Below are 13,900 nucleotides of genomic sequence, written 5' to 3'. Positions count from 1 at the left end.
TTAAAGCTTGACCGGCTTGCCGGTGCGCACACTGTCGTCGGCGGCGAGACAGATCTTCAGCGACTGCACCGCATCGTCCATGTGCCGGCCAAGATCGATGTCTTCTCGGATGGCCTTGAGCACGAAGGCCTGCTCGCGGTCGCAAAGCTCCTGGTGGCCGGGCTCGCCCTCCATCACCAGGTCCTCGTCGGATTTCAGGAACCGGCCGTCCGGTCCCGTAGCGGCGCTGTGCACGCGGATGACGGAGGTTTTCGTGTGCACGTCGATGTCGTCGGACTTGGCGTTCTGGTCCATGACGATCGACACGGAGCCGTTCGGAGACATCACGTCCTTCACGAAGAAGGCCGTCTCGGAGATCATCGGCCCCCAGCCCGCCTCGTACCAGCCCACCGAGCCGTCCTCGAAGATCACCTGCAGATGCCCGTAATTGTACATATCCGCGGCTATCTCGTTCGAGAGCCTCAAGCCCATGCCGCGCACCTCGACGGGGTTGGCATCGGTGATCTGGCACATGACGTCGACATAGTGGACGCCGCAATCGACGATCGGCGGTGTCGTCTGCATCAGCGACTTGTGCGTCGCCCAGGTCGGGCCGCTCGATTGCTGGTTCAGGTTCATGCGGAAGACGTAAGGCCCTCCGAGCTTGCGGGCTTCCGCGATCAGCCGCATCCAGGACGGGTGGTGGCGCAGGATATAGCCGACGACCAGCTTGCGGCCATTGGCCCGCGCACAGGCGACGACGCGCTCGGCATCGGCGACCGTCGTTGCCAGCGGCTTCTCCACGAAGACATGGGCTCCCGCCTCCATCGCCATCACGGCGTAGTCCGCATGCGTGTCCGAATAGGTGTTGATCGAGCAGAGCTCCGGCTCCAGTTCGGCGAGCGCCTCCGGAAAGGACGGCAGAATCTCGTATCCTGCAAGAGCCTCGGGCAGCGCCACCTTCGAGCGGTTGACCAGCCCGGCGATTTCGAAACCGGGGTTCTGATGATAGGCGAGCGCGTGGCTGCGGCCCATATTGCCGAGCCCGGCGCTGAGCACGCGGATCGGGGGTGCGGATGAATTCACTTGACTGCTCCTGCCGTGATGCCGCGGATCAGCTGCCGCGAGAAGATGACGTAGAGGACGAGGACCGGGAAGATCGCCAGCGACAGCGCCGAGAGGACCGCGTTCCAGTTGGTGACGAACTGGCCGATGAAGATCTGCGAGCCGAGGGTGACGGTCTTGGTCGCCTCGGCGGGTGCGAGGATCAGCGGGAACCAGAGATCGTTCCAGATGGGGATCATGGTGAAGACGGCGACCGTCGCCATGGCCGGGCGGATGAGCGGCAGCACCAGCCGAAGGAAGATCGCATATTCCGACAGGCCGTCGATGCGTCCGGCATTCTTCAGGTCGTCGGATACGGTGCGCATGAACTCGGACAGGATGAATACCGCCAGCGGCAGGCCTTGCGCCGTATAGACGAGGATCAGCGCGGTCAGCGTATTGACGAGACCGGTCGCCACCATGCCCTGCAGGATCGCCACCGTTCCGAGCCGGATCGGGATCATGATGCCAAGCGCCAGATAGAGCCCCATCAGCGTGTTGCCGCGGAAGCGGTATTCGGAAAGCGCGAAGGCGGCCATGGCGCCGAACAGCAGGACGAGCGCGATCGAGACGACGGTGACGATGATGCTGTTTTGGAAATAGCCGATGAAGTCGCCCTGCTTCAGCACCGTTTCGTAGCCGATCAGGCTGAAGGTCTCGGGTGTCGGGACCGCCAGAGGTTCCCGGAAGATCGCGTTGCGGCTCTTGAACGAATTGACGATCGTCAGGAACACCGGAAAGAGTGCGATAAGCGTGTAGGCGATCAGAGCCGCGTGAACGGCGCCCGTGCGCATGAAGGAGGCGCGTGCTTTCGACATCTTTTATCCTCCTTAGAACTGATAGCGGCGCATGCGGCGCTGTATGCCGAAGAGATAGAGCGCGACGCCGGCGAGAATGATCAGGAACATGATCGCGGCGATCGTCGCGCCCATCGAACGGTCGCCGAGCTGAAGCTGGAAACCGAAGAAGGTGCGATAGAGCAGGGTGCCCAGGATGTCGGTCGACTTGTCCGGGCCGGCCAGCGCCCCCTGCACCGTATAGATCAGGTCGAAGGCGTTGAAATTGCCGACGAAGGTGAGGATCGACACGATGCCGATGGCAGGCAGGATCAGCGGAAGCTTGATCTTCCAGAACTGGCTCCAGCCGGTGACGCCGTCGAGCTCCGCCGCCTCGGTCACCTCGTCGGGAATGTTGAGGAGCGCCGCATAGATCAGCATCATCGGGATGCCGATATATTGCCAGACGGAAATCAGCGAGACTGCGATGAGCGCGGTGTCGGGCTTGCCGAGCCAGGGCCCGAACAGCGATCGCAGGCCGACCGTGTCGAGAAGATAGGGTGCGACGCCCCAGATCGGCGACAGGATCAGCTTCCAGATGAAGCCGACGATGACGAAGGAGAGCAGCGTCGGCAGAAAGATCGCCGTGCGGTAGAAGGCGCCGAAGCGCAGCTTCGGGACGGACAGCATGGCGGCGAGCGCGATGCCGATCGGGTTCTGCACGGCCATGTGGATCAGGAAGAAGACGAAATTGTTCTTGAGCGCGTTCCAGAAATCCGCCGCCCAGCGCGGGTCGCCGAACAGAACCTTGAAATTGCCCAGGCCCACGAAGGTCAACTGACCGTCGACCGTGTTGTAGAAGGACTGGCGCAGCGTCTCGAAAAGCGGAAGGATCATCACCGCCGTGTAGACGACGAGCGCCGGCAGCAGGAAGACGAGGATGTGCCAGCGCCGCGGGCGCTTGATCTCGGTGACGTCGGTCGTGATTTCACGTGGGTTCATCGGCCTCTGGCCCGTTCTCAAACCGGCTGCCCTTCAGGGCGCAGCCTCGATTTCGCTCGAAATGCGGCGCGGCTTCCTGCCGTGCACCGTGCTTCCGTCAGGCGTCCCGCGGGAGCGGAGAGCCGGCAAGCCGCTTCGATCCGCCCGTTACAGGCGCGCGGCGCCGTAGCGCCGGTGCCCGAGCAATCCATGACGCCGTCCCGCAGCGACACGTTTGCACATGTCGGGGAGGGTGCGCAGACAGCGTCCACGCACCCCGGTTCGGTCTTATTTTACCGGCTTGAACCAGCTGTCGAGTCCGTCCTGGAGCTTCTTGGCGGCCGCCTCCGGCGTGTCCGTGCCGTTGATGACGTTGGCCGACATGACCCAGGTCTCGTTTTCGAGGTTAGGGGTTCCGCGCGACAGGATCTGATAGGTCGAGCGGATGGTCGGCTTGCATTTCTCCCGCCAGGAGACGAATTCCTGGGCGAGCGGATCGGACATCTTCACCGCCGTCGAGTTCAGGCTGAAGAAGCCGGGCAGGGCGTTCGCATAGATTTCCGCGAACTCCGGCGAGGCCACCCAGGTGAGGAAGGTCTTGGCGGCATCCGCATTCTTGCTCTTGGCATTGAGTCCGATACCGATGTCGTTGTGGTCGGAGATGTAGCAGGTATCGCCCGCCTTCTTCACCGGTGGCGGAAAGGCGCCCATCTTGAATTCGGCCTGCGTGTTGAAGCCGGAGATTTCCCAGGAGCCGGCCGGATAGATCGCCGCCCGGCCGAGCGTGAAGAGGTTCTGGCTGTCCGGATAGGTCTGTGCCTCGAAGCCGTCGCCGAGATAATCCTTCCACTTCGCCAGTACGCGGAAAGGCTCGACCCACGGCTCGTCGGTCAGTTTCTGCTCGCCTTTCAGAAGAGCCAGACGGCCTTCCTCGCCCTTCCAGTAGTTCGGACCGATGTTCTGGTAGCCCATCGTCGCGGCTTCCCAGAGATCCTTGGTGCCCATCGCCATCGGGATGTAGTTGCCGTCCGCCTTGATCTTTTCGAGGACCGCGAAGAACTCCTCCTCGGTCGCCGGAACGGAAAGGCCGAGCTGGTCGAAGGCATCCTTGTTGTAGATGAAGCCGTGAATGACGGAAGCCATCGGCACGCAGAAGGTCGCCTTGCCGTCGTCGGTCGTCCAGGCGGATTTGGCGACGTCGGAGAAATTCTCCATGCCGGAAAGACCGGTCAGGTCGGCAAGATGCTTCTTGTTGTAGAGTTCGAGCGAGGCGTCGAAGGGGCGGCAGGTGATGAGGTCACCCGCGGAGCCGGCGTCGAGCTTGGCGTTGAGGGCGGCGTTATACTCGGTGGGGGCCGAGGGAGCGAATACCACCTTGATGCCCGGGTTCTTCGCCTCGAAGGCCGGGATCAGCTTTTCCTGCCAGATCGCCAGGTCGTCATTGCGCCAGCTTTCGATCGTCAGCGTTGCGTCCTGGGCTTGCGCAAGCCCGGCCGAGCCGAGAATGCTCGATGCGAGCAGCAAGCCTTTCATTGTAGTGCGGGTCATTCAGTTTCTCCCCTTTAGGCGCGTGTCGCGCGGTTTTGAATTCCCAGTTTATCCCTCACGTCCTGACGATGGCGATCGCCCGGCGCAAATTCTGATCGGCGCGCTCGAGCGCGTCTTCGGCATGGGTGCTGTCCCTCGCTCCGGATGCGAGCAGGATCGCCAGCTTGACCGACCCGCCGGCAAGGCCGAGCAGCCTGTCCGCGTCGGCGGCGCCGATACCGGCTATGTCCGAGACGATCCGGATCGCCCGGCCGCGCAGCTTGATGTTGTCGGCACGCAGATTGACCATGTGACCATCGAGCACGTGGCCGAGATGGATGCCGACCATGGTCGAGAACATGTTGAAGGCGATCTTCTGAGCCGTCCCGGCACCCATGCGCGTCGACCCGGACACGACTTCCGGAGGCGTCTCCAGGAGGATGGAGACGTCGGCGTTCAGAAGGAGCGGTGCGCCGGCATTGTTGGCCATGCCGATGACGCGGGCGCCGCGTTTCCCCGCCTCGTCGGCGGCTGCGATGGCATAGGGCGTGGAGCCGCTGGCGGAAACCGAGATCAGGCAGTCGCCCGCCCCGACGCCGGCACTTCGCACATCGGCGCGCGCAAGTTCCATGTCGTCCTCATAGCCGCCGGCAAGATCGGTGAGGCTTGCGGCGCCGCCGGCAATGAGAATGACGACCTGCTCCCGAGCTATGCCGTAGGTGCCAGGCAGTTCGAGTGCGTCCGCCATCGCCATCAACCCGGAGCTTCCGGCGCCGGCATAGGCAAGCCGGCCGCCGGAGGCGAGGCTGTCCGCGGCAAGGCGGGCTGCCGCTGAAATCGGCTCGATCGCCTGTTCCACCGACTTTGCCGCCTCCTGCTGGCCGGCTGCGAGCAAGCGAAGGGCGAGCTCCGGACGCATGACGTCCAGGCCCTTGGCATTGTCGCGGCGCTCTTCGGTCTTGGCTGGCGGCATGGCGTCGTTCTCCTCTTCTGGAATTAATGCCAAAAAAATACCACTTGTCTAGGAGAAATTTAACTTTTACCGCAAGAAACCGCTGCGTATAGAAATAAATTCAGCTTTTTCAAGGAAATAGGCTGGGGAATGATCTGTAGTCGGAAATCTCGCTTGGTTAATGGTATTTTTTTGGTATCTTGTGACGACGGAGGTGCCCATGACGTTTTACCTGATCGGAATTGATGGCGGCGGAACGAGCTGCCGTGCGGCTGTAGCAGCCCTCGACGGCCGTATTCTCGGCCGCGGCAAGGCGGGCGCCGCGAATATCCTTACCGATCCGGAAACGGCATTGCAGAACATAACGGATGCGGCGCGCGACGCCTTCGGGGATGCGGGCCTCGACCCGGCCGGAATCGGGGCATCGCGCGCGATCGTCGGCGTCGCCGGCCACAATGTGGGCGATGCCGTTCATTACGTGAAGAGGCGGCTTCCCTTTGCTCAGGCCGATATCGAATCCGATGGGCTGATCGCGCTGCAGGGCGCTCTCGGCGACGGGGACGGGGCCGTCGCGATACTCGGGACGGGCACGATCTATATCGCGCGCCGGGGCGATGAGGTCAGCTATGTCGGCGGCTGGGGGTTCACGATCGGAGATCACGGCAGCGGCGCACGCATCGGTCACGCGCTGCTGCAGGAGAGCCTGCTCGCCTATGACGGCATACATCAAGGCTCGGGCGTGACGGATGCCGTTCTTGCCGAGTTCAACGACGACCCGCGCGACATCGTGGATTTCGCACGGCTCGCCAAGCCCGGCGAGTTCGGCCGCTATGCGCCGCGCGTCTTCGAATTTGCCGAGCGCGGCGACCCTGTGGCGATCAGCCTGTTGAAGGCTGCCGCCGCGACGGTGGACGAGGCGCTCGACGTGGTGGTTTCGAGGGGGAGCGAGAAGCTGTGCCTGCTCGGAGGATTGGCGCCGCTTTATCGCCGCTGGCTCGCCGACCGGCATCAGCCGCGCTTCGTCGAGGCGCGGGCCGACGCTTTGACCGGCGCCGTCGCGCTCGCGGCGGCCCGTTTCGGCTCCCATTCCGGGGTATCGGCATGAACCAGCAGCTCGCCGCCATTCTGCCGCTCGAAACCCTGCAGTCCGGGGGCGCCGGTCCGCTCTATCTGAAGCTCAGGCAATCGCTCGAGGAGGCGATCCTGTCGGGCAAGCTCAATCACGGAGATGCGCTGCCGCCGGAGCGGGATCTCGCGGATTATGCCAATGTCAGCCGCGTCACCGTCCGCAAAGCCGTCGACGATCTCGTGCGTGACGGGCTCCTCGTGCGCCGCCACGGTTCCGGCACCTTCGTCGTCCGCCCGGTTTCGCGCGTCGAGCAGTCGCTCTCGCGCCTGACCTCCTTCACCGAGGACATGGCCCGGCGCGGACTCAACACGCGTGCGGAATGGCTGGAGCGCGGTCTCTTCCATCCCTCGCCCGACGAGACGATGACCCTCGGGCTTGCGGCCGACGCGCTTGTGGCGCGACTCGGGCGGCTCCGCATTGCCGACGACATGCCGCTTGCGATCGAGCGCGCCTGCGTTTCGGCGGAATTCGTCCCCGACCCGCTCGCCGTCACCTCCTCGCTCTATTCAGAGCTCGAGAAGAAACAGGCTCGGCCGGTGCGCGCGGTGCAGCGGATCTCCGCCTGCAATATCAAGGAACCGGAGGCGGCCATGCTCGGCGTCGCCGTCGGCGCCGCCGGTCTTTCGATCGAACGCGTCTCCTATCTTGCCTCCGGGCGCGTGGTCGAATTCACCCGGTCGCTCTACCGCGGCGATGCCTATGATTTCGTTGCGGAGCTGACGATCCCGGAAAACTGAGCCGGCGTGGCCGGTCGAGGGAAGGCGGGATGAGGAATAGTGTAAAGCGGTTCTCCGCCCGCATCTCGCCTATTTGATGAAAGGATATGACGATGCAGACCAACATGCGGCGAGAAATCGACGAGATTCCCGAGGCCGCAGCCCGGTTGCTGGAGCGCTCGGCCACGGGGCTGGCGCAAGCCGGCGCGGCGCTGAGCGCCAAGGATCCGGCCTTTCTGGTAACGATCGCCAGGGGCTCTTCCGACCATGCCGCGCTGTTCCTGAAATACGCGATCGAGCTCACGACCGGCCGTCCGGTCGCCTCGCTCGGACCCTCGCTGGCGTCGATATACGGTGCCGATCTGAAACTCGGAGGTGCGGCGGCGATTGCAATCTCGCAGTCCGGCAAGAGCCCGGACATCGTGGCCATGGCCGAAGCCGCGACGCGCGCCGGCGCCGTTTCGATCGCGCTGACGAACACGCTGCCGTCGCCGATTGCCGAGGCCTGCACCCACCCGCTCGACATTCTCGCCGGACCCGAAATTGCCGTGGCGGCGACCAAGTCCTATGTTAACTCGATCGTCGCGGGTCTTGCCGTGCTCGGCGAGTGGACCGGCGACGCGACGCTCAAGCACGCGGTCGCCGATCTGCCGAACCAGCTTGCCAAGGCCGTGAAGCTCGATTGGCAGGATTTCGCCGGCGATCTCGCAGAAGCCGAATCGCTCTATGTGCTGGGCCGCGGTCCGGCGCTGGCGATCGCCAGCGAAGCGGCGCTGAAGTTCAAGGAGACGTCCGGCATGCATGCCGAGGCCTATTCCGCGGCAGAGGTGCTGCACGGACCGGTGGCGCTGGTCGGGCCCCGATTCCCGGTGCTCGTGCTGGCCGCCCGCGATGCTGCCGAGGCCTCGGTCGCCGATATCGCGGACGGCATGAGCGCCAAGGGCGCGGTGGTGCACGTGACCTCGGCACGCGCGGGCAAGGCAAAGCGCCTGCCCTTCGTCGAGACCGGGCACCCGCTCACCGACGCCTTGGCGCTGATCCTGCCGTTCTATGGCTTCGTCGAGGCCTGGTCCCGCTCTCGCGGTCTGAACCCCGACGCACCGGAGAACCTCAAGAAGGTGACGGAGACACGATGACTGCGAAGAAGACGATCAGCGGAGCGCGGATTTTCGACGGCATCGACTGGCACGACGGGGCAGCCCTCGTGATCGAGGCAGGACACGTCAAGGCGATTGCGCCGGCGGGAAGCGTCCCCGCCGGTGGCGAGACCATCGACGCGCGTGGCCTGCTTCTCGTGCCCGGCTTCATCGATCTGCAGGTGAACGGCGGCGGCGGCGCGCTTCTGAACGAAAAGCCGTCCCTCGAAAGTATCCGGCAGATCTGCGCGGCGCATGCGCAATTCGGCACGACGGCGCTGCTGCCGACGCTGATCACCGACACGCGCGCGGTCAGGACCGCGGCCATCGCCGCAGGCATCGAGGCGAAAGCCGCGGCGGTTCCCGGCTTCCTAGGCCTGCATCTCGAAGGCCCGCATCTTTCCGTCGCGCGCAAGGGGGCTCACGATCCGTCGCTGATCCGACCGATGGGCGATGACGATCTTGCCGAGATACTCGCCTGCGCAAAGGCGCTCAGCCGTCTGATGCTCACCGTGGCCCCGGAAAACGCCACCAAGGAGCAGGTGCGGGCGCTGGCCGATGCCGGCGTCGTGGTGAGCCTCGGCCATACCGACGTGGATTACGACACCGCCTGCGCCTATGCCAAAGCGGGTGCCCGGACCGTCACGCATCTCTTCAACGCCATGAGCGGACTCGGCCATCGCGAGCCTGGCGTGGTCGGCGCGGCGCTTTCGACCGGCACGCTCCACGCCGGCATGATCGCCGACGGTTTTCACGTTCACCCGGCCTCGATGGGCATCGCGCTGCGCGGCAAGAAAGGCCCGGGACAGATCTTTCTGGTCACCGACGCCATGTCGCCGATCGGCACCGATCAGACGAGTTTCTTCCTGAACGGACGGGAAATCCTGCGCCAGGGCGGGCGCCTGACGCTTGCCGACGGCACGCTTGCCGGCGCCGATATCGACATGCTTTCGTCGGTCCGCTTCGTCCACCAAAAGCTTGGCCTGCCGATCGAGGAGGCGGTCCGCATGGCCTCCGCCTATCCCGCCGACGCCATGGGGATCGCCTCGCACAAGGGCCGGCTCCTGCCGGGTACGGATGCGGATTTCGTGCTGCTCACGCCGGAACTCGCAATGAAATCGACCTGGATCGGCGGGGAGACGGTTTTTGCGGCTTGAGCTGTTTTGGCTCCTCGCAGGCGAGAGGACGTGCCCCTGGAACGCTGGCGGGATCCCTCGGGAACCCAACCGCCTCAACCCCGCTCGGTCGGGGTTGCCCCTCAACCGGCTGCCGCCACCTTCTCCCCGGAGGCGGGGAGAAGGGATATGCCGCGCCCACTCGCTCCCTCGGGCGGGCGGTGAATGCGGGGTTCAGTCGGCGCCGCTTGTCCCTTCTCCCCGCCTGCGGGGAGAAGGTCGCGGCAGCGGGATGAGGGGCGGACGCCGGCGGAAGCCTTTGTTCTCAAGCCTTTGCCGCCGGCGCATCGAGCCGCGCCCGCATCGCCCTGATCTTTGCCGCGTCCGTGCGGCGGCGCTCCGGCGCGGCGAATCCCATCTCGACGAGGCGCATGTCATTAGCCGGCTCAGCACTTGAGCAGGATGAATGGACCTCGGTGATGGCGAGCCGAGGGACGAGCGCTTCGATTGTGTCGCTGGTAATGCCCGAGCCGGGCATGATCGAGATCCGTCCCGCCGCCAGTTCGATGAGCCGTTCCAGCGTATCGACCGCTTCCGGTGCCGTTTTCGCGCCGCCCGAGGTCAGGATGCGTTCGAAGCCGAGATCGACGGCGATCTCCATCGCTTCGGCGAAATCCGGCACCAGATCGAAGGCGCGGTGTAGCGTGAGCCCCATCCCTGCCGCGTGGCCGGCGAGTTTCGTCAGCATGCGCGCGTCCAGGCGGCCGTCGGCGAGCGATGCGCCGAGCACGACGCCTGCGAGCCCGGCATGCCGCGCCGCATCGATGTCGCGTCGCATGACCTCGAGGTCTGCCCTGTGATAGATGAAATCGCCCGCCCGCGGCCGGATCATCGCATAGACCGGCACCGGCGGCGGAGCGGCGACGGCCATCAGGCCGGGACTTGGGGTCAGCCCTCCGGCGCCAAGTGCCGAACAGAGTTCGATGCGATCGGCGCCGCCGGCAACGGCTGCCTCCAGACCATCCGGATCGTCGACGCAGACCTCCAGCGATATGCGGCTCATGCCGATCTCCCTCCGAAGCCGAGCAGGGCGGCGCCGATCAGGCCGGGCTCCACCCGGCACTCGCCACGCACGACGAGCGGCCGATCGAAACGCCTGAGGATGCGCGCCCGCACCGCCCGGTCGATCTCGGCGAGCAGCGCTTCGGCATTGGAAAGGCCGCCGCCCACCGGCACGATCGTCGCCCCGGTGATGTTGATCACGAGCGCCAGCGGCGAACTCACCAGATCGACGAAGACGTCGATCGTCCGCGCCGCCTCGGCGTTTCCGTTCTGCCAGCCTTCGATTATGTCGTGACTGGAGAGCGCCTTGCCGTGGACCGTCTCATGAAGCCGTTCCAGCCCGCGTGCACCGCCGACCGTATCGACGCAGCGGCTCTGGCCGCAGCCGCAGGGAAAGGCCGGTATGGCAATGGGCGGGTGTCCGGCCGCGGCCGCGACGGCGGGGCCGTGGCCCCATTCGCCGGCAAAGCCGCCATCGGCATTGATCAGCCGGCCGTCGATCACGAGCCCTCCGCCGACGCCGGTGCCGAGGATGGCACCGAAGACGATGCGATGGCCGCGCCCGGCGCCGACACCGGCTTCGGCAAGCGCGAAACAATCGGCGTCGTTGGCGATCACCACCGGCAGGTGCAGTGCCGCTTCGAGTTCGGCGACGAGCTCACGCCCGTCGATGCAGGGAATGTTGGCGCACTTGATCCGGCGCGTCTCCGGATCGATCACCCCGGTGATCGAGATCGCCACCCTTTCGGGCAGGCCCCCCGCTTCGTCGAGCACGGATTCCATCGCCTCGACGAAGCGGCCGAAATCCGTGAGCGGCGTCGCGCGCCGGGGCAGCGGGAATATCCGCTCAGGCGAATGGGTGATCGCGCCCTTGATCGCCGAGCCGCCGATGTCGAAACAGACGATCATGCGTCGCCCCGGATGGTCGCCTCGGCGGCGAGTGCTGCGGAAAGCAGGCGGTCGTCCTGGTGATGAGGTGCTGCAAGCTGGAAGCCGGCCGGCATGCCGGCCGCACCCGTCCCGCAGGGAATGGAGACGCCGCAGAGATCCAGGAAGTTGCCGATCGAGGTATTGCGCAGCGTCCTGGCATTGACCTTGAAGAAGAGATCGTCGTCGGCAAGAAGCGGATCAAGCGGCGGCGCCACATGCGGCAAGGTCGGATGCGCGATCAGTTCGCCGGCCTTGAGAGTCTCGATGGTCTCATGGATCAGCCGGTCTCGGGCGTCGAGGAGGGCGATGTAATCGCTGACGGTGATCTTCTCGCCGAGGCGGGTGCGGGCGACGACGCGCGGGTCCATGCGCTCCGCTTCAGGCGCTGCCAGCCGTTCCCGGTGCAGCGCATAGGCCTCTGCCGTCACCAGAGCGCCGTGGCGGGCGGTAAGCTCGAAAACTTCCGCAAAGCTCGGGAAGGCCTGCCGCCGGACCTTCGCGCCCGCCGTTTCGACGCGCTTGATCGCTTCCTCGAATGCGGCCACGACTTCCGCTTCGGCATCGTCGAAGACGATCGTCTCGGGAACGACGATGGAAAGATCGGCGATCTCGGCGCGGCGGATCACCGGCGCGGTCAGCCCATGCATGGCGGCGTCGGCCCAGACTGCATCCTGCACCGTCTGGCAAAGGGGGCCAAGCGAATCGAGGCTTTGCGCGAGCGGGAAGACGCCCTTCATCGCGTAGCGGCCGCGTGTCGCCTTGTAGCCGACGATGCCGGTCATTGCCGCCGGGATACGGACCGAGCCGCCGGTGTCGGTGCCGATCGCCAGCGGTACGAGGCCGGCAGCGACCGCAGCGGCGGAACCGGAGGAGGAGCCGCCGGGGATACGATGGACATCCTCGGACCTCGGATTGCGCGGCGTGCCGTAATGCGGATTGATACCGAGGCCGGAGAAGGCGAATTCGCTCATATTGGTCCGCCCGATGCTGACCATGCCGGCGCTGCCGAGGTCCGCGACCACCGTTGCGTCGGCGGCGGCCGGCGACCCTTCAGCCAGAACGACGGAACCTGCGGTCGTGATGCTGCCGGCAAGATCGAAGAGGTCCTTCCAGGCGACGGGCAAGCCGTCGAGCAGCCCGAGGGAGCGGCCGGTCTTGATGCGCGCGGAGGCAGCCTTCGCTTCGCGCGCCGCACGCTCCTGCGTGAGCGCGACGAAGATCGATCGGTCGGGGTGGTCTTCGATCCGCGTCAGGGTTTCCGCGACAAGCGCGACGGGATCGAGCTTGCCGGACTGCACGAGAACGGCGAGGCTCGCAAGTGTTCGTTGGTTGATCATGGCACCTTTTCCGGCTGGCGTTCCAGCGCTCGGATACGATTTTCCTTCCCCTAGATCACGATGTTTTTAGGTCGGGTCGACCTAAAAACATGAACGTGATCGATTCCAAGAAGTTGAGACGGGGGATGCGGCGGAAAACCGCACACACTTTTCCTCATCCCGCTCCAGCATATCGCATTCGTTCGACGCACACGACAATGCCCTCCTCGTTATCGCGGTAGAGTTGGCGGGGCTCTTCTCCGACGGTAAGGCAACCGGCGGCTTGAGGGCTGTCGCTACAGAAGGAAGCAGCAGCAGGCCCAAAAACCGCCTCCTGCCGGCTTGCCCCTGCCGGTCGCTCTGCCTACATGCCTTCCGGTTGCACTTATCGGCCAGGGAGACGGTCATGATTCTCGATGCGGCGCGCCTTGCCTTCGCCAATCTTTTCGCGACGGAGACCCGCACGGTCTTCTGGAAGGTCATCGGGCTGACGCTGCTGGCGCTCGTCGCGCTCTGGTTCGCGCTGCGCGAGCTCTTCGTCTGGCTTGCGCTGCCCTGGATCGATGCGCTGATGCCGGGCACGCCCGACTGGGCGGGGTGGCTCACTTTCGTCGTCGGCATCTTCGCGAGCCTGGGGCTCGCGCTCGCGCTGGCGCTGCTGCTGGCGCCGGTGACGGCGCTGATTGCCGGCTTCTTCCTCGACGATGTCGCCGAGGTGGTGGAGAAAAGGGACTATCCCGGCGAGGCGCCCGGCACGCCGCTGCCTCTCGCCGAGGCGATCACCGGTTCGGCGAAGTTCCTCGGCGTCGTCATTCTCGGCAACATCGTCGCGCTCTTCCTGCTGTTGGTGCCGGGCGTCAATCTTGTCGCCTTCTTCCTCGTCAACGGCTATCTGCTCGGTCGAGAATTCTTCGAGTTCGCCGCCATGCGCCATCGTCCGCCGGCGGAGGCGCGGCTCTTCCGTACCAAACACCGTTCGACCGTATTCCTCGCCGGCCTAGTGCTGGCGGCCTTCCTCGCCGTGCCTCTGCTCAACCTGCTGACGCCGCTCTTTGCCGCCGGCATGATGGTGCACCTGCACAAGATGCTCTCGGCGCGGGACACCGGTTTTGCGGGCACGGCTGCGGCTGCGAGAAGCTGATCGCACCGCTGTCCCTTGACACCCGGCCACGCGCCG

General features: G+C 65.3%; 13 protein-coding genes. 5 read left to right on the top strand and 8 right to left on the bottom strand.

Features of this window, described 5'->3' with window-relative positions; all coding sequences use genetic code 11:
* The 5 genes from M1D43_RS12545 to M1D43_RS12525 form a co-directional block, all read right to left on the bottom strand.
* The gene (locus tag M1D43_RS12545) at positions 1-1,065 is read right to left on the bottom strand and encodes a Gfo/Idh/MocA family protein (protein ID WP_003533467.1); all 1,065 of its coding nucleotides are present in this window, start codon (positions 1,063-1,065) and stop codon (positions 1-3) included.
* The gene (locus M1D43_RS12540) at positions 1,062-1,901 is read right to left on the bottom strand and encodes a carbohydrate ABC transporter permease (protein ID WP_003533465.1); all 840 of its coding nucleotides are present in this window, start codon (positions 1,899-1,901) and stop codon (positions 1,062-1,064) included. Before M1D43_RS12540 ends, M1D43_RS12545 begins: the two co-directional genes overlap by 4 nt.
* Before the next feature lie 12 nt (positions 1,902-1,913).
* On the bottom strand, positions 1,914-2,861 hold the full coding sequence (locus M1D43_RS12535) for a carbohydrate ABC transporter permease (RefSeq protein WP_027990416.1): 948 nt from the start codon (positions 2,859-2,861) through the stop codon (positions 1,914-1,916).
* Between the two features lie 267 nt (positions 2,862-3,128).
* Positions 3,129-4,388 carry an ABC transporter substrate-binding protein gene (locus M1D43_RS12530; RefSeq protein WP_010968416.1) on the bottom strand — a complete coding sequence of 420 codons (1,260 nt, stop codon included), beginning with the start codon at positions 4,386-4,388 and terminating at the stop codon, positions 3,129-3,131.
* A gap of 55 nt (positions 4,389-4,443) precedes the next feature.
* The gene (locus M1D43_RS12525; protein WP_127597084.1) at positions 4,444-5,340 is read right to left on the bottom strand and encodes an N-acetylmuramic acid 6-phosphate etherase; all 897 of its coding nucleotides are present in this window, start codon (positions 5,338-5,340) and stop codon (positions 4,444-4,446) included.
* A 199-nt stretch (positions 5,341-5,539) separates the two neighbouring features.
* Here M1D43_RS12525 and M1D43_RS12520 point away from each other — a divergent pair, with 199 nt between their 5' ends.
* The 4 genes from M1D43_RS12520 to nagA all read left to right on the top strand — a co-directional run bounded on the left by M1D43_RS12520 (position 5,540) and on the right by nagA (position 9,457).
* The gene (locus tag M1D43_RS12520; RefSeq protein WP_010968417.1) at positions 5,540-6,424 is read left to right on the top strand and encodes a glucosamine kinase nucleotide-binding domain-containing protein; all 885 of its coding nucleotides are present in this window, start codon (positions 5,540-5,542) and stop codon (positions 6,422-6,424) included.
* Positions 6,421-7,185 carry a GntR family transcriptional regulator gene (locus M1D43_RS12515; RefSeq protein WP_127597082.1) on the top strand — a complete coding sequence of 255 codons (765 nt, stop codon included), beginning with the start codon at positions 6,421-6,423 and terminating at the stop codon, positions 7,183-7,185. Before M1D43_RS12520 ends, M1D43_RS12515 begins: the two co-directional genes overlap by 4 nt.
* A gap of 92 nt (positions 7,186-7,277) precedes the next feature.
* Positions 7,278-8,300 carry an SIS domain-containing protein gene (locus tag M1D43_RS12510; RefSeq protein ID WP_127597080.1) on the top strand — a complete coding sequence of 341 codons (1,023 nt, stop codon included), beginning with the start codon at positions 7,278-7,280 and terminating at the stop codon, positions 8,298-8,300.
* Entirely contained in the window at positions 8,297-9,457 is a 1,161-nt protein-coding gene (gene nagA / locus M1D43_RS12505; RefSeq protein WP_153314798.1) for an N-acetylglucosamine-6-phosphate deacetylase, read from the top strand. Before M1D43_RS12510 ends, nagA begins: the two co-directional genes overlap by 4 nt.
* 283 nt (positions 9,458-9,740) lie before the next feature.
* On the opposite strand, the gene M1D43_RS12500 is transcribed toward nagA, so the two are convergent.
* From M1D43_RS12500 to M1D43_RS12490, 3 genes are read right to left on the bottom strand one after another with little or no spacing between them, the layout of a single operon-like run.
* Positions 9,741-10,478 carry a copper homeostasis protein CutC gene (locus M1D43_RS12500; protein ID WP_153313218.1) on the bottom strand — a complete coding sequence of 246 codons (738 nt, stop codon included), beginning with the start codon at positions 10,476-10,478 and terminating at the stop codon, positions 9,741-9,743.
* Positions 10,475-11,386: an ROK family protein gene (locus M1D43_RS12495; protein ID WP_010968421.1), complete on the bottom strand. Its 912-nt coding sequence runs from the start codon at positions 11,384-11,386 to the stop codon at positions 10,475-10,477. Before M1D43_RS12495 ends, M1D43_RS12500 begins: the two co-directional genes overlap by 4 nt.
* The gene (locus tag M1D43_RS12490; protein WP_153313217.1) at positions 11,383-12,744 is read right to left on the bottom strand and encodes an amidase; all 1,362 of its coding nucleotides are present in this window, start codon (positions 12,742-12,744) and stop codon (positions 11,383-11,385) included. Before M1D43_RS12490 ends, M1D43_RS12495 begins: the two co-directional genes overlap by 4 nt.
* Positions 12,745-13,129: 385 nt before the next feature.
* Between M1D43_RS12490 and M1D43_RS12485 the strand changes: the two genes are divergently transcribed.
* Entirely contained in the window at positions 13,130-13,864 is a 735-nt protein-coding gene (locus tag M1D43_RS12485; RefSeq protein WP_153313216.1) for a sulfate transporter family protein, read from the top strand.
* Positions 13,865-13,900: the final 36 nt, after the last annotated feature.

This window comes from Ensifer sp. R1-3 (assembly GCF_056739175.1).
This window is presented reverse-complemented; position numbering and strand designations above follow the sequence as displayed.